At 57.1% G+C, this 24,939-nt stretch carries 21 protein-coding genes and 1 tRNA gene; 19 read left to right on the top strand and 3 right to left on the bottom strand.

Annotated elements, in window-relative coordinates; translation table 11 throughout:
- Window positions 1–150: 150 nt before the first annotated feature.
- From lolA to ACFDAU_RS11245, 5 genes are all read left to right on the top strand, one after another.
- The gene (gene lolA, locus ACFDAU_RS11225; protein WP_124705970.1) at window positions 151–768 is read left to right on the top strand and encodes an outer membrane lipoprotein chaperone LolA; all 618 of its coding nucleotides are present in this window, start codon (window positions 151–153) and stop codon (window positions 766–768) included.
- Window positions 765–2,123: a replication-associated recombination protein A gene (locus tag ACFDAU_RS11230; RefSeq protein WP_413437003.1), complete on the top strand. Its 1,359-nt coding sequence runs from the start codon at window positions 765–767 to the stop codon at window positions 2,121–2,123. Before lolA ends, ACFDAU_RS11230 begins: the two co-directional genes overlap by 4 nt.
- 425 nt (window positions 2,124–2,548) lie before the next feature.
- Window positions 2,549–2,974 carry a GxxExxY protein gene (locus ACFDAU_RS11235; protein ID WP_413437004.1) on the top strand — a complete coding sequence of 142 codons (426 nt, stop codon included), beginning with the start codon at window positions 2,549–2,551 and terminating at the stop codon, window positions 2,972–2,974.
- A gap of 40 nt (window positions 2,975–3,014) precedes the next feature.
- Complete coding sequence (serS, locus tag ACFDAU_RS11240) at window positions 3,015–4,286, top strand: serine--tRNA ligase (protein WP_413437005.1); 1,272 nt, start codon at window positions 3,015–3,017, stop codon at window positions 4,284–4,286.
- Window positions 4,287–4,312: 26 nt separating this feature from the next.
- Entirely contained in the window at window positions 4,313–5,161 is an 849-nt protein-coding gene (locus ACFDAU_RS11245; protein ID WP_413437006.1) for a 23S rRNA (adenine(2030)-N(6))-methyltransferase RlmJ, read from the top strand.
- A 65-nt stretch (window positions 5,162–5,226) separates the two neighbouring features.
- On the opposite strand, the gene mltF is transcribed toward ACFDAU_RS11245, so the two are convergent.
- On the bottom strand, window positions 5,227–6,618 hold the full coding sequence (gene mltF / locus ACFDAU_RS11250) for a membrane-bound lytic murein transglycosylase MltF (protein ID WP_413437007.1): 1,392 nt from the start codon (window positions 6,616–6,618) through the stop codon (window positions 5,227–5,229).
- A gap of 111 nt (window positions 6,619–6,729) precedes the next feature.
- On the opposite strand from mltF, the gene ACFDAU_RS11255 reads away from it, so the two are divergent.
- A tRNA-Ser gene (locus ACFDAU_RS11255) sits at window positions 6,730–6,820 on the top strand.
- Window positions 6,821–6,916: 96 nt separating this feature from the next.
- On the opposite strand, the gene ACFDAU_RS11260 is transcribed toward ACFDAU_RS11255, so the two are convergent.
- Window positions 6,917–7,891, bottom strand: a complete 975-nt coding sequence (locus ACFDAU_RS11260; protein ID WP_413437008.1) for a hypothetical protein — start codon at window positions 7,889–7,891, stop codon at window positions 6,917–6,919.
- Window positions 7,892–8,278: 387 nt separating this feature from the next.
- Between ACFDAU_RS11260 and ACFDAU_RS11265 the strand changes: the two genes are divergently transcribed.
- The 11 genes from ACFDAU_RS11265 to ACFDAU_RS11315 all read left to right on the top strand — a co-directional run bounded on the left by ACFDAU_RS11265 (window position 8,279) and on the right by ACFDAU_RS11315 (window position 22,289).
- Window positions 8,279–9,307: an ABC transporter substrate-binding protein gene (locus tag ACFDAU_RS11265; protein ID WP_413437009.1), complete on the top strand. Its 1,029-nt coding sequence runs from the start codon at window positions 8,279–8,281 to the stop codon at window positions 9,305–9,307.
- Window positions 9,308–9,360: 53 nt separating this feature from the next.
- On the top strand, window positions 9,361–10,422 hold the full coding sequence (locus ACFDAU_RS11270) for an ABC transporter ATP-binding protein (RefSeq protein ID WP_413437010.1): 1,062 nt from the start codon (window positions 9,361–9,363) through the stop codon (window positions 10,420–10,422).
- Window positions 10,412–12,100: an ABC transporter permease subunit gene (locus tag ACFDAU_RS11275; protein WP_413437011.1), complete on the top strand. Its 1,689-nt coding sequence runs from the start codon at window positions 10,412–10,414 to the stop codon at window positions 12,098–12,100. The genes ACFDAU_RS11270 and ACFDAU_RS11275 overlap by 11 nt, the downstream gene beginning before the upstream one ends.
- A gap of 235 nt (window positions 12,101–12,335) precedes the next feature.
- Window positions 12,336–12,743: an ExbD/TolR family protein gene (locus ACFDAU_RS11280; RefSeq protein ID WP_413437012.1), complete on the top strand. Its 408-nt coding sequence runs from the start codon at window positions 12,336–12,338 to the stop codon at window positions 12,741–12,743.
- Between the two features lie 19 nt (window positions 12,744–12,762).
- Window positions 12,763–13,506, top strand: a complete 744-nt coding sequence (locus ACFDAU_RS11285; protein ID WP_413437013.1) for an energy transducer TonB — start codon at window positions 12,763–12,765, stop codon at window positions 13,504–13,506.
- A 14-nt stretch (window positions 13,507–13,520) separates the two neighbouring features.
- Window positions 13,521–15,662, top strand: a complete 2,142-nt coding sequence (locus ACFDAU_RS11290) for a TonB-dependent receptor family protein (RefSeq protein WP_413437014.1) — start codon at window positions 13,521–13,523, stop codon at window positions 15,660–15,662.
- A 61-nt stretch (window positions 15,663–15,723) separates the two neighbouring features.
- Complete coding sequence (locus ACFDAU_RS11295) at window positions 15,724–16,317, top strand: MotA/TolQ/ExbB proton channel family protein (protein ID WP_413437015.1); 594 nt, start codon at window positions 15,724–15,726, stop codon at window positions 16,315–16,317.
- Window positions 16,318–16,368: 51 nt separating this feature from the next.
- Entirely contained in the window at window positions 16,369–19,209 is a 2,841-nt protein-coding gene (locus ACFDAU_RS11300; RefSeq protein ID WP_413437016.1) for a bifunctional YncE family protein/alkaline phosphatase family protein, read from the top strand.
- Between the two features lie 307 nt (window positions 19,210–19,516).
- Window positions 19,517–20,929, top strand: coding sequence for a DHA2 family efflux MFS transporter permease subunit (locus tag ACFDAU_RS11305; RefSeq protein ID WP_413437017.1), 1,413 nt, complete (start codon window positions 19,517–19,519; stop codon window positions 20,927–20,929).
- A gap of 236 nt (window positions 20,930–21,165) precedes the next feature.
- Window positions 21,166–21,474, top strand: coding sequence for an H-NS family nucleoid-associated regulatory protein (locus tag ACFDAU_RS11310; RefSeq protein WP_413437018.1), 309 nt, complete (start codon window positions 21,166–21,168; stop codon window positions 21,472–21,474).
- Window positions 21,475–21,602: 128 nt separating this feature from the next.
- A complete protein-coding gene (locus ACFDAU_RS11315) occupies window positions 21,603–22,289 on the top strand; it encodes a cytochrome b/b6 domain-containing protein (protein WP_413437019.1) in 687 nt (228 codons plus the stop codon).
- 35 nt (window positions 22,290–22,324) lie between these two features.
- Here the strand turns inward: ACFDAU_RS11315 and ACFDAU_RS11320 are convergent, their stop codons facing one another.
- Window positions 22,325–22,846 (bottom strand): c-type cytochrome, encoded by a 522-nt coding sequence (locus ACFDAU_RS11320; protein ID WP_413437020.1) that lies wholly within the window; start codon window positions 22,844–22,846, stop codon window positions 22,325–22,327.
- A 483-nt stretch (window positions 22,847–23,329) separates the two neighbouring features.
- On the opposite strand from ACFDAU_RS11320, the gene ACFDAU_RS11325 reads away from it, so the two are divergent.
- Together ACFDAU_RS11325 and ACFDAU_RS11330 are read left to right on the top strand one after the other, a co-directional pair.
- Window positions 23,330–23,518: a CsbD family protein gene (locus ACFDAU_RS11325; RefSeq protein ID WP_413437021.1), complete on the top strand. Its 189-nt coding sequence runs from the start codon at window positions 23,330–23,332 to the stop codon at window positions 23,516–23,518.
- A 399-nt stretch (window positions 23,519–23,917) separates the two neighbouring features.
- Window positions 23,918–24,925: a substrate-binding domain-containing protein gene (locus ACFDAU_RS11330; RefSeq protein WP_413437022.1), complete on the top strand. Its 1,008-nt coding sequence runs from the start codon at window positions 23,918–23,920 to the stop codon at window positions 24,923–24,925.
- The last annotated feature ends 14 nt before the right edge of the window (window positions 24,926–24,939 follow it).

Here is a 24,939-nt window from a genome sequence, read left to right on the forward strand (position 1 = left end):
GTGATGACGGGCCATCGGCATGTCCCATCAACTCATTGCCCGCCCAATCTTTTTACTCCATATTAATCATGATGCCAGCCCGGCGACGTAAACCATTTACCGGAAAACCTGTCCATCCTGTTCATCCTGAACAATAGACTTGAAATCTCAATGAAAAAACTCAGCCTCCTTATCGCACTCCTGATTTTCTCTGCCAGCGCAGCGGCTTCCAGCATCAATGCACTCAAGGCCTTCGTCGCAGATACTCAAACGGCGCGCGCCACGTTCACGCAGACCGTGCTGGACAAGAATGGCCATACGCGCCAGCAGTCATCCGGCACCATGGCTTTCGCGCGTCCCGGCAAATTCCGCTGGGTGTATGAAAAGCCTTACGAGCAGGTGATTGTGGGCGACGGCAAAAAAATCTGGCTGTACGATGCCGATCTGCAACAGGTCACCATCAAGAAGCTGGGACAGGCATTGGGCAGCAGCCCGGCGGCACTGCTGGCGGGCAGCAAGGACATCGACAAGTTTTACACGATCAGCGATGCCGGCACCCGCGATGGTCTGGAATGGCTGGATGCGCGCCCCAAGGACAAGGAAAGCACGTTTGAAAACGTGCGCATGGGGTTCAGCAAAAACACGCTGGTAAGCATGGAAATCAAGGACAATTTCGGCGAGACCACAGTGCTGAAATTTGCCGGACTTCAACGTAATCCGGTGCTCCCCGCCAGCGACTTCCATTTCACCCCGCCGCAGGGCGTGGACGTCATCTCCGACGGCAAGTGAGTCACGCCGACCTGTTCGATCATCCGCTGGACAGCGCGCCGCTGGCCGAACGGTTGCGGCCGCGCAACCTGGACGAAGTGATCGGCCAGACCCATCTGCTCGGCCCCGGCAAACCGCTGCGCGTCGCGTTTGAATCCGGCAAGCCGCACTCGATGATCCTGTGGGGGCCGCCGGGCGTGGGCAAGACCACGCTGGCGCGGCTGATGAGCGATGGGTTCGACATGGAATTCATCGCATTGTCCGCCGTGCTCTCCGGGGTCAAGGAAATCCGCGATGCGGTGGCGCGCGCCGAAATGATGCAGGGGCAGGGACGGCGTACCCTGCTGTTTGTGGACGAGGTGCACCGTTTCAACAAATCCCAGCAGGATGCTTTCCTGCCGTTCGTTGAAGCCGGACTGCTCACCTTTATCGGCGCCACCACCGAAAACCCCTCGTTCGAGGTCAACAGCGCGCTGCTGTCGCGCGCCCAGGTGTATGTGTTGAAACCCCTCGAGGAGGCCGATCTCGCTGCGCTGCTGGAACGCGCACGGGGCAATGTCTACCCGGACATTGCCATCACCGAGGCTGCGCGCGCCCAACTCACCGGTTACGCCGATGGCGATGCGCGGCGCTTGTTAAATCTGCTGGAACAAGCCGCCAATGCTGCACTCGATGCCGCCCGCCATGAGATCGACGAGGAGTTCATCCACACCACGCTGGCCCGCGGCGCGCGGCGCTTCGACAAGGGCGGCGACAACTTCTACGACCAGATTTCCGCACTGCACAAGTCAGTGCGCGGCTCCAATCCCGATGCCGCGCTGTACTGGATGGTGCGCATGCTCGACGGCGGCGCAGATCCGCTCTACGTCAGCCGCCGCCTGATCCGCATGGCCAGCGAGGACATCGGTCTGGCCGACCCGCGCGCGCTGCGCCTGACCCTGGACGCGGTGGAAACCTACGAGCGCCTGGGCAGCCCGGAAGGTGAGCTGGCACTGGCGCAAGCGGTGATCTACCTTGCCTGCGCGCCCAAGAGCAACGCCGTGTATGTGGCGTACAATAACGCCCGCAGCTTTATCGCGGCGGACAAATCACGCGAAGTGCCGGTGCATCTCAGAAACGCCCCGACCAAGCTGATGAAGCAACTGGGTTACGGCCACGCCTACCGCTACGCGCACGACGAGCCGGACGCCTACGCCGCCGGGGAAGAATACTTGCCGGAAGGCGTCAACGCGCACTTTTACACCCCGACCCCGCGCGGGCTGGAAGGAAAAATAGCCGATCGGCTCGCGTATTTGCGCGGGCTGGACGAGGCGACGAAAAAAAAAACTGACTGCCACAGAGATCACAGAGAACTCAGAGAAAAACCTGACAGATGAGATGACTGAATCAATTTTGGGGGCGATTAAGCTAATTCATTAATTTTGCCCACATACGCTGGATTAATGAATTGCTCGGTGGCCTCTGTGTTCTCTGTGGCTAAGCGTTTTAAGCGGTGTAAAAACTGACTGCCATAGAGAACTCAGGGAAAGCGTGACAGACGAGATGACTGAATCAATTTTTGGCGCGATTAAGCTGATTCATTGATTTTGTCCACATACGCTTGATTAATGCATTGCTCGGTGGCCTCTGTGTTCTCTGTGGCTAAGCGTTTTAAGGGTGTAAAAACTGACTGCCATAGAGAACTCAGGGAAAGCGTGACAGACGAGATGACTGAATCAATTTTTGGCGCGATTAAGCTGATTCATTGATTTTGTCCACATACGCTTGATTAATGCATTGCTCGGTGGCCTCTGTGTTCTCTGTGGCTAAGCGTTTTAAGCGGTGTAAAAAACTGACTGCCATAGAGAACTCAGGGAAAAATGTGACAGACGAGCTGACTGAAGCAATTATTGGCGCGGCAATTGAGGTCCACCGTCTACTGGGGCCTGGGTTGCTGGAATCAATTTACGAACAGGCACTGTGCCACGAATTGGGCTTACGCAACATCGGTTATGTCCGTCAAATGGCAGTCGATGTGCAATATAAGGATTTGGTCATTCATGGACAGCGTTTGGACTTGTTAGTAGAGAGTTTGGTAATCGTAGAGTTAAAATCGCTCAGAACCTTGCCAGAATCAGCACTTGCTCAGACACTTTCCTACCTCAAAGCAACCGGTCTCAGACAAGCGCTGCTTATTAATTTTGGCCACAAGCGCCTGATTGACGGCATTAAACGCATTTCTCTGTGAACTCTGTGTTCTCTGTGGCTAACGATTTTTAAAGGTAAACATGCTAGACATTCAACTACTCCGCAACGACCTCGACGGTGTCGCGCAACGCCTTGCTACGCGCGGCTATACGCTCGACACCACCGAATTCCAGCGTCTGGAAGCCGAACGCAAGCAACTGCAGACCCGTACCCAGGAGTTGCAGGCCAAACGCAACGCCAGCTCCAAACAGATCGGCATGGCCAAGGCCAAGGGCGAGGATGTCTCCGCCATCATGGCGGAAGTGGCCAATCTCGGCACTGAACTGAAAGCTGCGGAATCCGCGCTGGAAGCGCTGCAGGCGCCGCTCAATACGCTGTTGATGACCATTCCCAATCTGCCGCATGAATCCGTGCCGGCCGGGAAATCCGACGCCGACAATGTGGAAGTGAGCCGCTTCGGAACGCCGCGCGTGTTTGCTTTTGAGGTGAAAGACCACGTGGATGTGGGTACCCCGCTGGGACTGGATTTCGAGACCGCCAGCAAACTGGCCGGAGCACGTTTTTCGCTGCTGCGCGGCAGCCTGGCGCGACTGCACCGGGCGCTCGCGCAGTTCATGCTGGATACGCATACGGCGCAGCATGGCTACACTGAAATGTATGTGCCGTATCTGGTCAACGCCGATTCCATGCGCGGCACCGGGCAGTTGCCAAAGTTTGAGGAAGACCTGTTTCACGTGCCACGCGCCGATGCGGAAAACCTTTACCTCATTCCCACCGCCGAAGTGCCGTTGACCAACATGGTTCGCGACGAGATTGTGGCGCGCGAGCAACTGCCGCTGAAATTCGTCGCCCACACCCCCTGCTTCCGCTCCGAAGCCGGCTCCTATGGCCGCGACACGCGCGGCATGATCCGCCAGCACCAATTCGACAAGGTGGAGCTGGTGCAACTGGTCGAACCGGAGCAGTCCTACGCCGCGCTGGAGGCGCTCACCGGCCATGCCGAGGCCATCCTGCAGGCGCTCGGTTTGCCTTACCGAAAAATGGCGCTGTGCGGCGGCGACATGGGCTTTTCTGCCGCCAAGACTTACGATCTGGAAGTGTGGCTGCCTGCGCAAAACACCTATCGCGAAATTTCCTCGTGCAGCAATTTCGAGGCTTTCCAGACGCGCCGCATGCAGGCGCGTTTCCGCAGCGAAAAGGGCAAGCCGGAACTGTTGCACAGCGTGAACGGCTCCGGGCTGGCGGTAGGACGAACCCTGGTAGCCATCCTGGAAAATTATCAGCAGGCGGATGGCTCGGTGACGATACCCGCAGTGCTGTGGCCGTATATGGGCGGCGTGCAAGCGCTGTAACCCGGAGCACTTCGGCGTACCTACCCATGCTGAGTTACCGTCATGCCTTCCATGCAGGCAATCACGCCGATGTGCTGAAGCACCTTGTGCTGATGCAGCTGCTGGATTATTTCAATCAAAAAGACAAACCCTACTGGGCCATCGACACCCACGCCGGTGCCGGTTTGTATGCGCTGGATACCGGCTACGCGCAGCAAAATGCCGAATATCATAGCGGCATTACGCGCCTGCTGGCACGCGACGATCTGCCCGCCGCTGTGGCCGCTTATGTCGGCCTGGTACGGCAGTTGAATCCAGCAGGAACATTGCGCGCCTACCCCGGCTCGCCGTGGATTGCGCAGCAGCTGCTGCGCGAGCACGATCAACTGCGGCTGTTCGAGCTGCACCCCACCGATAGCCAGCTCCTTGGTGCCAATTTTGCCGAGGCGGGCAGGCGCGTCAAAGTGCAGAATATTGACGGCTTTGCCGGGCTGAAAGCGGCGTTGCCGCCTGCGCCACGTCGCGGCCTGGTGCTGATCGATCCTTCGTATGAAGAAAAGCAGGACTACCAGCGCGTGCCCGCCGCATTGAAAGATGCGCTCAAACGCTTTGCCACCGGTACTTACGCAGTGTGGTACCCGCTGTTGCAGCGCCACGAAGCGAAGCATTTTCCTGCTGCACTCAAAAACATCCCGGCGAATAGCTGGCTGAACGTGAACCTGACGGTGTGCACGCCCAGAGTCGACGGCTTCGGCATGCATGGCAGCGGCATGTTCGTGATCAATCCACCGTGGACGCTACGTGCGGGTTTGCAAGGGATCATGCCTTATCTGACGAAAGTGCTGGGGCAGGATGGGGGTGCGCGCTTTGTGCTGGAGGGCAGCGAGGGGCGTTGACACAGATCATCGTGGAAAAATAACTTCTTCAAATCAGTGGCAACAACAGTTTTGCCAGACTGAAACTATATTCCGGGTTCGCTTTTGGACAACAACAGCGGTTTATAGGGCCGCTGGTATTTGACCAGGATGTCGTAGTAGGTGCGGATGTTTTCCACAAATACCACCGCCTCGCCGCCGCGGCAGTAACCGTGCTTCAACTGGCTGTTGTACTGGGAACGCGCCAGCAACGGCAGCGTCTGCTTGACGTCACTCCAGGACAGCGGACTGAGCTTGCGCCGCTGCGCCAGGATTCGAGCATCTTCCAGATGACCCTGGCCCTGATTGTAGGCCGCCAGCGCCATCCAGGTCCGGTCTGGCTCTTCCACCCTGTCCGGCATCGCGTCTACCAGCAACGCCAGATATTTCGCACCGGCAATAATGCTCTGGTGCGGATCGAGGCGGTCCGTCACGCCCATCCTGTCGGCCGTATCTCCGGTCATCATCATCAGCCCGCGCACCCCGGTGGGTGACGTAGCGTAAGGGTTCCAGTGCGATTCCTGATAGCCAATGGCGGCAATCAGACGCCAGTCAATGCCGGTCAACTCCTCCGCCTCGTGAAAATACGGCAGGTATTTGGGCAGCGTATCTTTCATGCGCGCCAGTATGCCCGCTACGTCCGCGCTTTCCAGGCGATCGGCGTGGCCATAGTAGCGTTCCGTCAAACGCTTGAGCGTGCCGTCTTTCTGGATACGCTTGAAAAACGCCTGTACCTGAGCGTACAAGGCCGGATCGACGTTCTTGGGAAAAGCCCACGCCAGTTGATCCGGGTGTTTAACTTCGAATGCGACATCCAGATTGGCGTACAGATTTTGGGCAATATCAAACTGGTTGGAATTCACGATGACGGCGTCCAGTTCTCCCCTGGACAGACGGTCAAGCAACTCATCGCCCCCTCCGGACCTGTCTTCGGTCCAATGCAGGCCGGGGATGCGTTGGCGCATATCCAGCATGGTTTCAACCGCGCTGCTGCCGGCGACTACCGCCACGCGCGCGCCTACCAGGTCGGTAAAATCGCGCGGTTTGATCGCTTCAGTGTTATAGATCACCTGCTGCGTCACCTTGAAATAAGGCGGCCCAAAACGCATGCGTTTGTTGAGTGCATCGGTTTGCGTGATACCGGCAGCCGCAAAGTGCGCCTGATGTTGCGCCAGCTTTTTGAACAGGCTGTCCATATTGTCTTCGACCAGGAATTTCACCCGGTAGCCCGCTTCCCTGGCAAACAAGGTGACCAGGTCGTACTCAAACCCGGTGGGTTCACCATTCGGGCTTTCATAATAAGTAGTGGGGCCATTGTGGGTCAGCACGACCAGTTCCCCGGTCTTGGAAACCGGGGCTACGGGCTGTGGAGGTTTGGGCAATGTCACATCACAGGACACCAACAACAGGCTGAAACTCAACGCCAGCAATTTACGCATGGGGCAAGTCTCGCTGAGAATCTGCGGCTTGTCTACCCGGAGGCATTAGCCCGGCCTACCGTTTCGCGGCTTCTATTTAACGACGCTTGCGGGTACAATTGCGCCTCTCTTGGAGAGGTGGCAGAGTGGTCGAATGCGCCGGACTCGAAATCCGGTATGGCGGTTTCCGTCATCGTGGGTTCAAATCCCACCCTCTCCGCCAGACACGCTTGGGAGGTACAAAGGCGGATGGCGTGGATGCCATGTCGACAATGCACCCGGCAAACCAATCTCGCCAACGATTGGCGCGGATCTCCGATCAGAAGCTGTAGCCCAGTCCCATCAATATCACGTCCGTATCACGATTGTAGGTGCTGGCAATGCGATTCCAGGATGTGCGCAGATAGACGTGCGGGCTCACGCGGATGGCGGCGGAGGCTGTCACAATGGCGGAAACCGTAATATTGCTTGCTTCGCCCGGCTTCGGCGCGCGGTAGCGGTCAATACTGAAGTAAGGGCCCAGACCTGCACCCAGCGTCAAATGGTTATCAAAAAATCCATGCACCAGCCACGCCTGGGCGATGACACCATCGCGTCGAATCAGGCGCGCATCTCCTTCGTTCAGCCAACTGGCCGACCATTCGAAATGGGGCGATACGCCGTGCCTAAACTCAATGGCTCGCGCTGTGTCATGTTGCGATGCGAAACTGTTGACGATAGTCTGGCCTAGAAAAAACGTAAGCTGATTCGAAGTCGGCTTCTCGGTCTGAGGTGGGGTACTTGCGGAAGGCTCCGTACCCAATGGAGGCTCCAGTTGATAGCCAATGCCAAACAACAAGGAGGTGGTATTGATGCTGGTGCTGGCAATCACACGGTTAGCCCGCGCCTCGTAAATCCATCCGCTTTTCGTGTAATAGGTGGCGGCCAGACTGGATATGGTTCCCCAACCATGCTTATCCATATATCCCGCGCCGGCACCGGTCGTATCGTAATAAAAATATGGCCCCACACCTGCGGCAAGCGATAAACGCCGATCCAGCAGATTAGTGCGCGCCCAGATTTGGGCGCTCTGACCATCGCGGTGATGATGGAGAACATGGCCTTCATTTAGCCAGGAGAGGGTAAATGCCAGGTTTTCGTTCAGTCCCTGACGGTAATCCAGTTCCCAGGCGTATGAAGTATCGTGGATACCGGAAGCGCGCATCCCCCCCGCCAGCAGGCTTAAATCCTGCGCCCCGCAGGATGTGTAAACAAACATCAACAAACCGGAGACAGCCATTTTCCGTATCAGCATTTTTCCTCCTTGCAGCGTTATTGATTGTAGATCAGTGGGAAACTATTTTAGGCTAACACTAGCCATCTCCAGCCATGCCCGATCAAGTTCAGGCCTACGCTTCGCCGAACCGCCTGGATCAGGAAACAGTCAATATGTTACAGACCCATTTCCCTGCTGATTGTTCGCTACCGCACATTTATCCTGCTTACCTTCCCTATTGCTGCCCCTGCAAGATAAGGCGCCATTTTCTTCAATTCGCGCCTGCTCTGACCGGCATTTCAAATGCCTATTAAAATCCGGAGTACATCGAATACCCATATCCTTGCCGTCACGAAATCTTCACAAATATCGGGACGCCATCATGCTAGATTGCCGCCTCATTGTTTTTTCCAGAGGTTTCCCACAATGCATTTCAAATCTGTTGCCGGCGTCGTGATCCTGGTTGTGGCCGTCATCGGTTTTTTCGTGACCCGGTCGCCCCAGGCCAACGCGGGCGAGATCACTGTCTACACATCCTTGGAGGAACCCGAGATTGCTGACTACCTGGCCGCTGCCAGGAAGGACATGCCCGACCTCAAGGTGAATGTGCTGCGCATGTCCACCGGCGATCTGGGCGCGCGTATTCTGAGCGAAGGCAGCCACCCACGTTATGACGTCATTTGGGGCTGGGCCTTGACCAACATGATGGACCCGCGCATCCAGGCACTGCTGTTGCCTTATCAGCCTAAAGGGCTACAGCGTATGCCGGCCCAGTTCAGGGACGCGGGCGGCAAATGGTTTGCTCCCACCGGTTACATGGCCGCCCTATGCGTCAATACGGATCGCCTGAAACGCAAAGGCCTGCCCATGCCTGCCGGCTGGTCGGACCTGTTGAACCCAGCCTACAAGGGTGAAGTGGTGATGCCCAATCCGGCCTCCTCCGGCACCGGCTATCTCCAGGTAGTGTCGATCCTCCAGGGCATGGGCGGTGAAAAGGGTTGGGATTTTCTCAAACATCTGAACGTCAACGTGGCGCAGTATGCCAAGTCCGGTTCGCGTCCCTGCAACATGGCCAGTACGGGCGAGTATGCCGTCGGCGCTTCGTCGGCCATTGTGGCGATGGAGGCGGTCAAGCAAGGTTATCCGGTGAAAATGGTGATTCCAAAGGAAGGCGCCGGCTATGAGCTGGAGGCCAACGCCCTGGTGGCGGCTTCCACCCACAAGCACGACGCGGAGCGTTTTTTGGATTGGACCATCTCCGATTCCGCCGCGAAGCTGTATGGCAAGTACAAGGAGATCGTGGGCATCGAAGGGGTGCGGCACAGCGCGGGCGAGACCGCCGTCGGTCTGCCTGCGGACGTGAAGAAAGTACTTTTCCCCATGAATTTCAAGCAGTCCATGGAGACACGTTCCCAGACCCTGGCCCGCTGGCAGAGGGAGATTGAGCATCACTGACCGCCGGGGCGTCCTGCCCCTCTTTTTGTTGAACTCCATCGATTTTTGGCTTCATGACAACTACAGACAATGCCGGTATGCTGAGCCTTTCGGGCATCAGCAAATCCTTCAATGGCTATACCGCCGTACGGGATGCCAACCTCACCATCAACGCAGGTGAATTGGTGTGTTTCCTCGGCCCCTCCGGCTGCGGCAAGACCACCCTGCTGCGCTTGATTGCCGGTTTGGAAACACCCGACTCCGGCCGAATTACCCTGGGCGGCCAAGACATCACCCACGTCCCACCCCAGTCGCGTAATTTCGGCATGGTGTTCCAGTCCTATTCACTATTTCCCCATCTGACGGTGGGTAAAAACGTGGCCTATGGACTACGCTGCCGCAAGTGGAGCCGGGTGGACACCCGCAGCCGGGTGCAGGAGATGCTGGAACTGGTGCAACTCGCCGAGCATGTCGACAAGCTGCCCCATCAACTCTCCGGTGGCCAACAGCAGCGCATGGCTATCGCCCGCGCCTTGGCGGGCCGGCCCCATGTGCTGCTGCTGGACGAACCTTTTTCGGCCCTGGATGCCAAGGTACGCGCCCAGCTGCGCGGAGACATGCGGGACCTGCAGAGCCGGCTCGGCATCACCACCATCCTGGTCACCCATGACCAGGAAGAAGCCATGACGGTGGCAGATCGCATTGTGGTCATGAATGACGGCCGAATCGAGCAGATCGGCAGCGGGCCGGAAGTGTACCACCACCCCAGGACTGCCTTCGTGGCTGGCTTCGTAGGCGATATCAATGTGTTACGGGTGCAACGAGCAGCGAGCGGTGCGTTAATGCTGGCGGGGCGTCCCCTGACGATACACGGCCCTGTGGACAACGACTGCGCTCGGGTGGGTATTCGCCCCGAAGCGGTGGCACTTGCCGTGGGTAATGAAACGGAAAATTGTTTCCCGGCAACCGTGGTGAAATCCCAATTCATGGGAAAGCAGACCCGTCTGGAAATCGCTCTGGCCGACCAGTTCCTCAGTCTTGAGGTATATGGTCGCGTGAACATTGAAATGCCGCCCGGCGATCAGTTGGCGATATTTCTCCCTCCTCACGAGATCAGGCAGATGAATGAGCACTGAACGCCTGCCCATGACCGCGTCTCCCCAGACCCGCTGGCAACTCGGCAAGAAACAGACTGAGTTTCTGGTGGCAGTGGTGGCGATCCTGCCGCTTGCACTGTTCGTGCTCTATCCCCTGTGGACAATTTTGCGGGAAAGTGTGTTGCGCCCGGACGGGCGCTGGAGCCTGGACTACTATGCCCGCTACATTCAGGACTCCCACTTCCGGGAGACCGTGTTCAACACCCTGAACGTATCGATTTGGGCGACCCTGGCCACGACCGCCATCGCCTTCGGCTATGCCTACGCGCTGCGCCGGACCAAGGTGCCGGGCAAGATGCTGTGGCACAGCGTGATGCTGCTGCCCCTGTTCGCGCCATCCCTGATCCAGGCGTTGGGGGTGCAGTTCATCCTCGGTCGTAATGGTATCGTCAACCGTTACCTGGGCACGGATATCGACATCTACGGCTTCTGGGGCATCCTGCTGGCCAACATATTGTACGGACTGCCACATGCCTATCTGGTGCTGTCGGTGTCCCTCGGATCGGCGGATGCACGGCTGTACGAGGCTGCCAAACTACTCGGGGCCGGCGGTTTCAAGCGCTTTCTCAGCGTCACCTTGCCGACTGCCCGTTACGGCGTTCTGTCGGCCATATTTCTGGGCTTCGCAATCAATATCAGCGAATTTGGTAACCCGATGGTATTGGGAGGCGACTACAACGTGCTGGCCACCGAGATTTACAATCAGGTGGCGGGCCAGGCCAACTTTCATTTGGGAGCAGTGATCGGCGTGCTGCTGCTGTTTCCGGTTTTGCTGTCGGTGGCCGCGGAAAAATGGATTGGCCGCCGCCAGGCCACAATTTCGTCGCAGGCCACCCCCTATCGGCCAGTACGCGACTGGCGCATAGACGGCCCGATGCTCCTTTTTCTGGGGATGGTCGCGCTGGCTATTGTCGTCGTGGTGGGGATGGTAGTGGTTGCCAGCTTCACTAAACTATGGCCCTACAATCTGGGCTTCACCCTCAAGCACTACGCCCTGGATGTGCCCGGCGGTTACGGCGCCCTGTGGGTGAGCCTGAAAATGTCTCTGGCGACAGCGGTCATCGGCATGGTGGTGGCTACCTTCGCTGCCATGGTGGTGCACAAGCTGTCCAGCCGCTTGCGTCAGGTTCTGTATCTGCTATCGGTAGTGCCCGCCGCCGTTCCAGGTATGGTGTTGGGCCTGGGCTATGTGCTGGCCTTCAACAATCCGTCGCTTCCCGTCTACTGGCTCTACGGGACGGTTGCGCTGCTGTCCCTGTGCACGGTCTATCATTACCATGCACAGGCTTTCCTGATCGCCACTACCGGACTGAAGCAGGTTGACAGTCGACTTCAGGAGGCCTCCCATACCCTGGGGGGTGGCGCCCTGCACACGGCCCGCCATGTAACACTACCTCTTATTCGTCCGGCCATGGCAAGCATCGGCATGTTCTATTTCATGCACAGCATGGTGACGATTTCAGCGCTGATTTTCCTGGTTTCCCCGGAGGTCACACCGGCGGCAGTATCCATCCTGCTCCTGAACGATGCGGGAAACTGGCCTCAGGCCGCCGCCTTCGCCACCATCATCATGTTCACTATTGCAGCCGTGGTGCTGGGGATCAAAGCCCTGGCTCATAGTGCTGCGATCCTGCATAAGCGGCAAAACCATTCCTGAGTTCTCTGCCGGTTTTTGAATTCACATCATGATATGTAAATTCATATTACGGTAACAAACATCCTCTATAGTGGCCGGATTGTCGGCAGTCCGAAGCGAGCCTTTGCGTTGCGCATGAGCGCCACCGCGCAGTTGAGGGCCATATCCTGGAAAACAAAATTTTTTGCGCCTGATTCGGGTGCAGGGATCGCTTTTGCCTGAAATCCGACTGACTGAATATTTTAGGAGGCATTCGATGCTTATCTGGCAAGACCAACCGCGCCGCAAGGCCCGTATTGAAATCATCCCGATGATCGATGTGATGATGTTTCTGCTGGTGTTCTTCGTGCTGATTAGCATGAATGTGATCCCGGCCACGGGAATCAAGACCCAGCTGCCGGGATCAGCCCAGCCGGATCATCTGGACCGGGCCTACCATGCGGTCATCACCATAGGCGAGCATGGGCGTCTGCAGCTGGAAGGCAAGGACTACGACCTGGGCTCGCTGGAGCAAGGCCTGCAGAATCTGAAACGCACCCACAAGGACATCGACCTGGTGATCGATGGCGACAAGGGCAGCGAACTGCAAAACCTGGTGGATGTGATGGATGTGGTGAAGTCCGCAGGCATTACTGCCGTTTCCATCGCCGCCAAAAAGAAATAACGAGCACCGAGCCGGTTCCATGTCTTACAGCAGCCTGTTTTTTTCTCAGCGGGAGTGGGTGGCGCGCGGTATGGCTGTGGCCATTCTGTCTCTAATGGTGATTTCCCAGCAGGTACTTCACCTGGAATCACCCCTGCCCAAGGCCGTCGCCGCGCCCATCCGCATCACCCTGGCGGAACCTCCCGCGCCGGAACCTGTTCCGGTGCAGCCTCAGGTGCCGGTCAAGCCGGAGCCCACACCACCCAAACCCGTGCCCAAACCCAAGCCGGTTCCCAGGCCGACACCGAAACCAGCACCGGTTTCACCGACACCCGCACCGGCACCTACCCCGACCCCGGTACCGACCCCGGCACCCGCGCCCCAGCCGGTGCCGCAGACGCCTCCGGCTCCGCCCGTGCCACAGCCAGCGGTAGCGCCGCCAACACCAACGCCTGCGCCCCCGCCAGCCCCGGTAAGCAACCCGAGCCATGAGGGCGCCTACGTGCACAAGGTACGACAGCAGATCGAACAGCACAAAGTCTATCCGGCGCTGGCCCGCAAGCTGGACATGAGCGGCACCGTCGAAGTTTTCTACGTTATCAACCGGCAGGGCAAGTTGATCGACGCGGGAATAGCAGCAACGTCAGGCAGCGAGATTCTGGATAAAGCGGCTCTGCAGGCAGTACGTGCTGCCGTGTTTCCGCCGATACCGGATGACGCTTGGCGAGGAGAAGCGCAGAAGCAGTTCAAGACAAAACTCGTCTATTCATTAACCGATGATTAACAAGGGGAAAAGCAATGCAATCCAGATTCAATCCGACGCCAATATTTTTGGCTGTGATGGGCGCCCTGGCGGTGATGCCGGCCTATGCTGATACAGCGACAGACGCAACGGTAGATACCGGCGCGGTGTCTGTGATGGGCGAAGGTCAGGTACGTGCCAGCAACGCGGTGGACCGCAAGCAATTTCAGGAGCAGACGCCCGGCAAGAACCCGGTGATGGCGCTGGAGCGTGTACCCGGCGTGAGCGTGACCACCGCCGATCCATACGGCATCTATGAATACGGCACCGATATCGAGATGCGCGGTTTCAACTCCGACCAGATCGGCATGACCGTAGACGGCGTACCCATGACCAGCAACGCGGTTGCCGGCGGCAACCCGGCGAGCCGCTTCATGGATAGCGAGAACCTGGAGTCGGCTACGGTGGCTCAAGGTTCCGGCGACCTGTCCACGCCATCCTACAATTCTCTGGGCGGCTCCATTAACTACAAGACCATCGATCCGCGCAACCAGTTCGGTGTGCAGGGCGAGCTGTCCGGCGGTAGTTACGATTCCCACCGCGAATTCGTCCGCCTGGATACCGGCAAATCCGACAACGGCACCAAGGCCTTTATCAGCGGCTCCCGCACCGACACGGAGAAATGGCGTGGTGCCGGCAAGAACTGGGTCGACCATTTCGAAACCAAGGTGCAGAACATATTCGGCGAAAACAAGGTAGGCCTGTCTTTCATCTACAACAAGCGTTTCGACCACGACTATCTGGACATGAGCCTGGCGGACTACCAGAAATATGGCCGCTCCTATGATCTGAATACCACCTGGACCGGCAATCCATTGCAGGATCAGAACAACTACACTGGCTGGACCAACGGCCGTACCGATAAGTTGTTGAGCCTCCCGGCGGATCTCAAAATAACCGACAAGATGCGCCTGACCCTGGTGCCCTATTACCAGAAGGAAGATGGCTTCGGCACCTATAATCCCGGCCACAACCCCAATACCGGCGCGGTACAGCTGATGTACCGGCAGTCCAGTTACTTTACCGACCGTTATGGCATGACCAGCAAGCTGACTTACGATCTGGGTCAGCACCAACTGGCGGCCGGCCTGTGGGTGGAGCGCTACAAGTTCGATAACGACCGCAAGTGGTACGACACCTTGAACCCCGCAGTGAACGGCGATCCGAACTGGAACGCTCTGGTCAAGACCGACTTCGATCGCAGCTTCGTGACGAATTCCACCACCTTCTATGTCCAGGACACCATCTCCATGCTAAATAACCGCATGAAGCTGGATCTGGGCGCCAAGGCGATTTCCGTGTCCCGCGACTACGTGGACAACCTGAACAACGCCAACAACCGGAATGCGAAGTACTCCAAGTCCTTCCTGCCCCAGATCGGCGCCACCTATCAGTTGACCGCAACGGAACAGGTATTCGGCAACTATGCACAGAACTTCAGCGCCCCCTCGAACAGTGTGCTGACCGTCGGAACTTACAACCCGGATCTCAAGCCAGAGACCTCTACCAACATAGATCTGGGCATCCGCACCAAGCGTGAGCATTTCGATGCATCCCTGGCTCTGTACCAGGTCAAGTACGATAACCGCATCCTGCAGATCAAGGACTCCACCAACCGCTATCTACTGAACGCCGACATCTACTCCAATGTGGGCAGCATCACCAGCAAAGGCGTGGAACTGGCATCCACCTGGCACCCCACCGAGCGTTTCAATCTTTACACATCGCTGACACTGAACGATTCCAAGTTTGACCAGAATTATCAGGCCTCCTCCACGACAGTGGTGTACAGCGGCGGCAAGATCGTCCCGGATTCGCCCCAGGTCATGTTCTTCGCGGACGCCAGCTACCATCTGGGTGACTACTTTGCCGGCGTGAACGGCAAGTATGTGGGCAAGCGCTACTCCACGGTGGACAACACGGAAAGCGCTCCCGGGTATGAAGTCTTCGGGCTGCGTGCCGGTTATCAGACCAAGAGCTTCCACGGCATGAAGGACTTCAAAGTCCAGTTCAACGTCGAGAACCTGTTCGACAAGAGCTACCTGTCATCCATCAACACAGGCACGACCGCCGGCAACCCGACCTACTTCACCGGGACGCCGCGTTCGTACTACCTGAGTATTGGCGCATCGATCTAAGCGCACAAGGCGGGGCATGTCGCCCCGCCGCATTTTCGATTCAAGAAGAGGTAAGCAAGCAATGTCCTACAACCTGCTCCATGATGTGATCATGTACGCCATGCTGGGCATGGCCCTGATCGCGACCTATGTCATCGTCGAACGCATGATATTTTTCAGTTACGCCATGAAGGAGGGCAAAGGCCTCGCCGCCCTCGTCAACAGCCATCTCCATGACTCCAACCTGCACAAGGCGCTGCGCGACCAGTTCTGCGACAGCCGGGCCCCCCAGGGCCAGGCCATGTGCGAGATCGTGGATGCCGCCCCCATGTCCCATGCCGCCACGGAATTTTTCGTCCAGTCGGTGTATGTGGCGAAACAGCCTCTTATCACCAAGCGCCTGTGGCTGCTGGATACCATCGTTACCCTGTCGCCCCTGATGGGGCTGCTGGGAACCATCATGGGCATTATCGACGCGTTCCACAGTCTTGCAGCCAACGGCACGTCCGATCCCACCGCCGTCAGCCGCGGCATCGGCACAGCATTGTTCGCCACCGGCCTGGGCATCGCCATCGCCTTGTACAGCATGGCCTTTTTCAATTTCTTTGGCGAAAAAGTGGAACAGGTGAACAACCAGATGAAGCTGATCTCCCTGAAGTTTCTCGCCACCAAATAAGATCTTTTCCGGGCCTGCCCTCTGCGCTTTGGCCCGATCCGGAGTACAACCATGACGCACCGCCACCTCGCCTTTCCCCGCCCGCAACCGGGCTTCGCGCTGCCCGCCCTGGCTGCTGCGCTGTTGACTCTGGGCGGAGGCGGTGTCGGCGTGGTGTCGGCGGCCCCGCTCGCGGCCATCCAGACCGATGGCACCCAGTTGCCCACAGGGGCAAGGATCACTCCCCAGGCCGCCCGTGGTGCGCGCTTTGAACGAATGAACCCGGGTCTGCCCACCCTGCCCGATTTTCAAGCCGGGCAAGCGGTTTCCACAGCCTTGAGTCCGGACGGCAACACCCTGCTGGTACTCACCAGCGGCTATAACCGCAACTGGAACCCGAAAGGCAAGATCGACCAAGACACCTCCAATGAATACATATTCGTCTATGACGTGAAGGCCGCTGTCCCAGTCAAGCGCCAGGTTCTGGAGGTGCCGGACACCTTCTCCGGTATCGCCTGGCAGCCCGACGGACAGCGCTTCTACGTGGCCGGCGGCGTGGATGACAATGTGCACAGGTACGCCATGACCGAGGGCAAATGGGCGGAGATCGAGCCGGCCATCGCCCTCGGCCATGCCAGGGGCCTCGGGGTGGATATCCGCCCCATGGCCGCAGGCGTGGCGGTCAGCCCGGATGGCAGCCGGCTGCTGGTGGCCAATTTCGAGAACGACAGCGTCTCCGAGATCGATCTTGCCAAAGGTGCGGTGCTGCATGAACAGGACCTGCGGCCGGGCAAAATCAATCCGGCACAAGCCGGGGTGCCGGGCGGGGAGTTTCCCTTCTGGGTGGCCTATCGTGACAACCACACGGCCTACATAACCAGCATGCGAGACCGGGAGGTTGTGGTGCTGCGCACCGGGGGCACGGCTTTGTCGGTGAAGACGAGAATCCCCGTCGGCGGCCAGCCCACCCGCATGGTGCTGAATCGCGCCGGCACCCGTCTCTATGTGGCCAATGCCAACAGCGATACCGTGTCTGTCATCGATGCAGGGCGAGACTTGGTCCTGGAGACCCTGAACACCACAGCGCCGACGGCTACCTATGCCAACGCCAATCAGCTGAAGGGCAGCAACCCAAACAGCCTGGCCTTGTCTCCTGATGAGAAAACACTGTATGTGACCAATGGCGGCACCAATTCCATCGCCGTCATTCATCTGGACAAGTTGGGCAGGGAAGCCGGCGTGCGCGGCCTGATCCCCACCGGCTGGTATCCCAACTCGGTGAGTGTGAGCCGGAATGGCAAGACGCTTTATGTAGTCAACGGCAAAAGCATGGCCGGTCCGAACCCCGTCAACTGCCGCAACTCCCTGTCCACCGACCCGGCAGCCACGGCCAGCTGCCGGGCCAACAACCAGTATGTCTGGCAACTGACCAAGGCCGGATTCCTGACCCTGCCGGTGCCGAGCCCAACTGAATTGGCGACCCTTACCCGCCAGGTCGCTTACAACAATAACTGGGCCGATTTCCGCGGCAAGGCCGAGGCCGAGCGCATGATGGCCTTCGTCCGCTCCCGGATCAAGCACGTGATCTACGTGGTGAAGGAAAACCGCACCTACGATCAGGTGCTGGGGGACCTGCGGCCGGGCAACGGGGATGCCGATCTGGTACTGCTGCCAGAACCCATCAGTCCAAATCATCATGCACTGGCACGTCAGTTCGTGACCCTGGATAATTTCCTGGTCAGCGGGGCAGCCAGCAACGACGGCTGGATCTGGAGCACTGCGGCGCGTTCCAGCGAGTACACCGAAAAAAACATCGCCATCAACTACGCAAACCGTGGCCTCAGCTATGACAACGAGGGCCAGAACCGCAACGTCAACCTGGGGCTGGCCAGTCCGGCTGCGCGGCGCATCGAAAATCCCCATGTGCCGGATGATGCCGATCTGATGCCAGGAGTGGCCGACGTCGCTGCTCCCGATGGTCCGGGTGAAGAGAATGGCGCCGGTTACCTGTGGGATGCCGCACTGCGTGCGGGCATCTCCATCCGCAACTATGGTTTCTACCAGGATGAGGATCGCTACGCCCTCCCCCCAACAGACCCTGCCTATGTTCCTCCTTCCAAGCAGCCGTTCAAGGATCGGATGATCCAGGCCTACCCGAACAAGTCCGCACTGCGTCCAGTCAGCGACCGCTACTATCGCGGTTTCGACATGAAATATGCGGATTTCTGGCGCTACCGGGAATGGGAGCGCGAGTTCAACCAGTATGTGAAAGACGGCAATCTGCCTGCACTTGAACTGGTACGGCTACCGCATGACCATTTTGGCGATTTCGCCAGCGCCGATGACGGCGTGAACACGGTAGAAACACAAATGGCGGATAACGACTATGCCTTGGGAATGCTGGTTGAGAAAATCGCTCACAGCCCCTACCGGAACACTACCCTGATCGTGGTGGTGGAAGACGACGCGCAGGATGGCGGAGACCACGTGGATGCCCATCGCAGTCTGGCCTATATGATCGGCCCCTATGTGAAGCGCAACACAGTAGTGTCGACGCGCTATACCACGGTGAATCTGCTCCGCACGATTGAGGATGTGCTGGGCTTATCTCCCATGGGACTGACGGATGGTAACGCCCTGCCTATGGCCGCGGTTTTTGAGCGCCATTTGGCTTCCCCGGACTATACCGCCATCGTGCCGGAAGTATTGCGCACCACCCAACTGCCACTGCCACCGCGCACGGCCCGAAATACCCTGGCCTCTACACCGGAAACAGCCCGTTACGCCAAACCGCGACGCACCGCAGCTTATTGGGCGCGGGTAATGCAGGGGCAAGACTTTGCATCGGAAGACCATCTGGACACGCCGCGATTCAACCAGGCTCTGTGGCAGGGGCTGAAGGGCGAAGATTAAGCTACCCCGTATCGGACCTGACCAGCACCTATCGCAAAAGAAAAATACGGCTGTATTTTTCCGGAGACCGGCTGCTTCAGCTTGAGCCGCTCTCCATCTCGCACTTAATTCGAGCGAATGTAATTTTTCTTCGCTTCCTGATCAAGCCGGCCATTTCCAGCCTGAACGGGTTTACAAGTGCTTGCACTGTCCGCTAATCTCTAAAGCATCTCATGTAGTGAATGAAGCATGCATCGAAGTACCCCGGTGTGATGTGTATCACTCAATATTTCGATAATGCATCGTCCACATTGCACCGCATCCGCTGATGAACAACCCTACAGTTAAACGCTATCTGCCCTGGGTCGTTGCCACGGCCCTGTTCATGGAGCAGCTTGACTCCACCATTGTCAATACCGCGGTTCCGGCCATGGCGGCGAGCCTGCATGTAACACCGCTTAGCCTGAAGGCAGTCGTGACCAGTTACATCCTGAGCCTCGCCGTATGTATTCCGGTGAGCGGCTGGATGGCCGACCGCTTCGGCACGCGACGTGTGTTTGGCGTAGCGGTAGCCGTTTTCATTTTGTCCTCGATACTGTGCGGCTTGGCCGTCAATGTCCCGATGCTGGTTGCTGCGCGTATCCTGCAGGGAATAGGCGGAGCGATGATGATGCCGGTGGGCAGGCTCGCGATCATTCGCACCTTTCCCAAAGCGGAACTGCTGACGGCAATGAATTTCGTCATCATCCCGGCGCTGATCGGTCCGCTGCTCGGCCCCACGGTGGGCGGCCTCATCGTGCACTGGCTGTCGTGGCGGGAAATCTTCTTCGTCAACGTGCCAGTGGGTCTGGTGGCGCTGCTGCTCATACATCGCCATATGCCCGATTATCGTGGCGAGGCGCCCCGGCCGCTGGATTTGATTGGCCTGGTCCTGTTCGGCTCGGGTACGGCACTGCTTTCGTGGCTGCTGGAAGTGTTCGGCGAACATCACCTGGACGTGACTTCGGCAGCGATTCTGCTGCTGCTTTCCCTCAGTCTGCTGGCCGCCTACGTCCTGCACGCACGTCAGGCAGCTTTTCCACTGCTGCGCCTGGCATTGTTTCGGGTGCGCACGTTCCGCATCTCGGTGATCGGCGGCTTCATTACCCGGCTGGGTATCGGCGGGCTCCCGTTTCTGCTGCCGCTGCTCTACCAACTCGGACTGGGCCTGCCTGCCTGGGAGTCGGGCCTGTTGATGATGCCTGCCGCAGCCGCTGCCATGGGAATGAAGTTCATCGCAGCACGGGTACTGCGGCGTTATGGATACCGGCGAGTGCTCATAGTCAACACACTCATGATCGGGGTCACCATCGGCCTCTTCTCCATGGTGGTTCCAGCCACACCGATAGTGTTGATCGTGCTGCTGGGTCTGGCGCAGGGATTTTTCAACTCGCTGCAATTTTCCAGCATGAATTCGATGGCCTATGCGGACATCGAAACGCCCGATTCAAGCATGGCCAGTACCATCGCCAGCACGCTACAGCAGATATCGATGAGTTTCGGGCTTGCCTGCGGATCACTGATCGCTGCCTGGTACCTGGGGGGGCTGCCACAAACCGATCGTATAGCGGTGACGCATGCATTGCACCATGCGTTTCTCACCTTGTCCGGCTTGACCATCCTGTCTTCACTTTCATTCTGGGCATTACGCCCCCGGGATGGTGAAAGCGTGAGCAAGGGCAAGCTTCCCCCGCCAGTGTGAGATAAGCAAGAAACCTCGTTGAACCAGCAATGTCACAATTCAAGAAACAATCCAACTCTTAGTATTCATATTGAGTATTGAGCTTATCAATCAAATATAATTAAATAATTACGCATTTCAATATGATTATTTTGATAGGATCACTTTGAATTCAAAAATATCCGGCATAATTTGCTGTGGTATTTTTATTTCAATTGATTAGCCCAAACATCCATATTGCAAAGGAGCACTTAATCATGGCAACTTATAAAGAGATTAAAAATAAAATTGCCCAACTTGAAAAAGAGGCAGAAGCTTTGCGCAAGGCAGAATTGCTGGCTGTAATTACGGAAATCAAGGCAAAGATGGCTGAGTACGGCATTACCAGCAAGGATCTTGGAGTTATTAAAAACAAAACCAGGAAACAACCCGGCAAGACCAGTCCGGCCCGTTACAGAAACAAGGAAGGCCAAACCTGGAGCGGAAGAGGACGTAAACCGAAGTGGGTGATTGAAGCCCTGGCCACCGGAAAAACGCTGGAAGACATGGGCTATTTTATTGGCTGAACCGGACGCGGGTTGATTTGCTTTCCGGATTGGCCCGGATTTGTCACTGCTTGTTTTTTAAGCACCTGATGGGGAACTATTTCCTATACTCCGATCAAACGAACGGATCGTTCCTCTGCAGCAAAGCCATGTCGAAAAACATAACCTCCCCCAATGTAAAAATCAAGGTATGGGATTTTCCTGTACGTCTGTTCCACTGGGGTTTGGCAATCTGCTTTGTCGCTTCTTGGGCGAGCGCCGAGCTTTTCGATAACGCCATGCAATACCATCTGTACGCAGGCTATGCCATGCTGATCCTCATCCTCTTCAGAGTGCTGTGGGGATTCATGGGCAGCACTACCGCACGTTTCACCAGCTTCATTCGTGGCTTTGGCACCACACTGAAATATGCCGGCACCTTACACAAGCCGCACCCAGGCCAACAAATTGGGCACAATCCCCTGGGTGGATGGATGGTCGTAGTGATGCTGGGAATTTTGTTTGCCCAGGCAGGAACCGGCCTGTTTTCCACTGATGATGTAGCCACTCAAGGACCGCTGGCATTCTGGGTGGGTGACACACTCAGCGATACTATCAGCGGCATTCATCAACAATTGTTTAACTTCCTGCTTGCGCTGATCGTCCTGCATATCAGCGCAGTACTGTTTTACCGATTTTTCAAGCACGACAACCTGATCTCCCCGATGATTACGGGATACAAGGATTTGCCGGGCGGCACTTCAGCACCCGCATTGCATTTTGTCAGCAACAGGCGTGCGTTTCTGTTATTCGGATTGGTGACGATAGGCGTATTGGTGCCAATTTCCATTGTCTGAAAAAGCCCATTGTCTGAAAAAGCACCGCGGCTCTATCAGCGCGGACCACCACGGAAATCACGATGGCAGGCCTTGCAACTGTCCGCCACTTTCCCGTAATCCGCACGAATCACATCCATATTGCCCGTCTTTGCACCTTGGACGAGCTGCGCGGAAGCTGCGATGAAAGCTTGCTGCGCCTGTTTGAATTGGGCCGGTTTTTGCCAGACTTCAGGCTTGGCTCTGGTGGGGGCGTAATTGCTGTCCGGTGTGAAATATTTCCAGGGCTGAGTACTCAGCGTTTGCAATTCCACTGCGTATTGCAGGAAACGATCCTTTTCATACGGTCTGCGCCCGCGCACGATTAATCCCATGGGCTCGAAATTGCGCAGTATCTGTTTGAATACAAGTTTGCGTTTGGTTACTGGTTGCCCGGCATGCGTATCTTTCTCTGCATGTCCGCAAGACGCCAATGCAAAACAGGCCAGCAATATGAGCGGCAAGCGTACCGACAGCGTGGTGTAGTGGCTAGTAGCCGTCTTGATCTTGCGTCCGAACCAAATCCTGAAACCGGGCATATCCACATTCCTTTTGAAATATTCCAGCAATCGACTTATCTAGATATCTTGTCACAGCTAGCCTTACACTTTCCTTACCGGGCAGGAACGAGCCGGGGTGAAAGAATGTCGACAGCGTTGATGATGAATGATTCCTTCCGACCTCACGCCCTGCAACAGCCAATACTGGAGCGGCCTGGCATGAACCCTCCCCGAGGTAAAGTATTGAAGGTTTTGGTGCCGGAAAACCTGAAGCCAGCGACCTCCCGCAACATATAACGCGCGGAGGTCATCCGAAACCGACACGTATATTAAATTTTCATTGCGTACGCTAACGTACGGAACCCCGATCATATCCGTACTATCTTGAAACCACTTGCTGTCGGGACGGAGTAAGGACAATGCTTTTTGCTTGATACCGTCCGCGAAAAACAGCAAGCGGCGTGCTTTACAGACGATTCGCCACTATTGAATGGATTTTAATTTTCCTGGAGGAGTTAAATCATGAACAAGGATCAGATCAAGGGTACCGCCAAAGACATCGCTGGCAAAACCCAGCAAGGCGCAGGCAAGCTAGTGGGTAGCAAAGAACAGCAAGCCAAAGGGCTTAAAAAACAGGTGGCAGGCAAGCTGCAAAAAAATGTCGGCGACCTCAAAGAAGCCATTAAGGATACGAACAAGCATAAACACTGAATTCGCGACTTTTTTGTGCGAAGGGCTCACGACTTGATTGCATTACATTCCATCGTGCTTTGCAATCAAACCGGAGTTCCTCTAGCGCCGCATACTGGGCGTTGGTTCTAACCATTTCTTTCGCCACCGTGGTCGCCAGGCACAGCAAGTTAGCCACAGGATGGCGACCTTGGCACCGCCGATTATTGCGCCTGAGGTAAGCTGTGGAGAGGCTGTTGCGCCGCTCTCAACAAATAATTGCGCATTCTGGTTGCCCCGTCTCACTCCCTTTCTATACACCCATCCATTTAGCTCATTTAGCTCCTGACATCGGGAATGCATCACGCCTCCATTCTGGCGGAATTGCAAAGCGCGGGATATTATTAGGCTCCGTACAAAGTCAACCCGGAGGAGCCAAGAATGAAATCGGCCGCGAAATATACCCTCTCTGCTGCGCTGGGCGCAGCCCTGCTCTTTGCGCTACCTACCTACGCGACGACGAGCGGCTGGGGCGGCAAGGTGCAACCGCCCCAGTATAAAGGTGAGATTTTCCCGCCCTGGCAGCATGGCGCCAATGCGCCGGCAACCGTCAAGGGGCTGGAATTCACTGTGCCCGAGGTCAACGTCCTGGCGGATTTCCACGGCAATCTGAATAATCCCAAGCTGGTGATTTTCGTCGCCGGCAACTACTACTTCGCGATGGCGCCGCTGGTGGCTGCGTTCGAGCAGGAGCACCCGCAATACAAGGGGCGTATCTTTTTCGAAACCCTGCCGCCGGGTATCCTGCTCAAGCAGATGGCCGCTGGAGGCACGATTACCGTGGGTAACATGACCTGGACCGTCAAGCCAGATGTGTATGCGGCCGGGTTGAAAAAGATCAAGACCGCAATCGCCGACGGTATTCTGTCCGCTCCGGCCGTGCCCTATGTGACCAACGACCTGGCCATCATGATCCCGAAGGATAACCCGGCGCATATCACCGGCCTGGCCGATCTGGGCAAACCTGGCGTACGCCTGTCCATGCCCAATCCGGAGTGGGAAGGGGTAGCGCGGCAAATCAAGGCCTCGCTGGTCAAGGCAGGCGGCGCTACACTGGAACAAAGCGTATATGAAGACAAGGTCAAGAACGGCCAGACCATCCTGACCCATATCCATCACCGCCAGACACCGCTATTCATGATGCAGGGTCTGGTCGATGCCGGCGTGACCTGGAAATCGGAGGCGATTTTCCAGGAACAGGCTGGCCACCCGATCAGCAATATAGCGATTCCGGCCGACCAGAACACGACTGCAATTTACGCTTCAGCGGTGGTCAAGGGCGCAGCGCATCCCAAGGCCGGCAAGGAATGGGTAGAGTTCCTGCATTCGCCCACGGCGTTGGCTATTTTTGAGCGTTACGGGTTCAAGGCTTATAGCGCTGCCAAGTGAGTACAGTGCGGCCG

Source organism: Sulfuriferula sp. GW1 (genome assembly GCF_047300855.1).
In the GTDB taxonomy this organism is placed as follows: Bacteria; Pseudomonadota; Gammaproteobacteria; order Burkholderiales; family Sulfuriferulaceae; genus Sulfuriferula.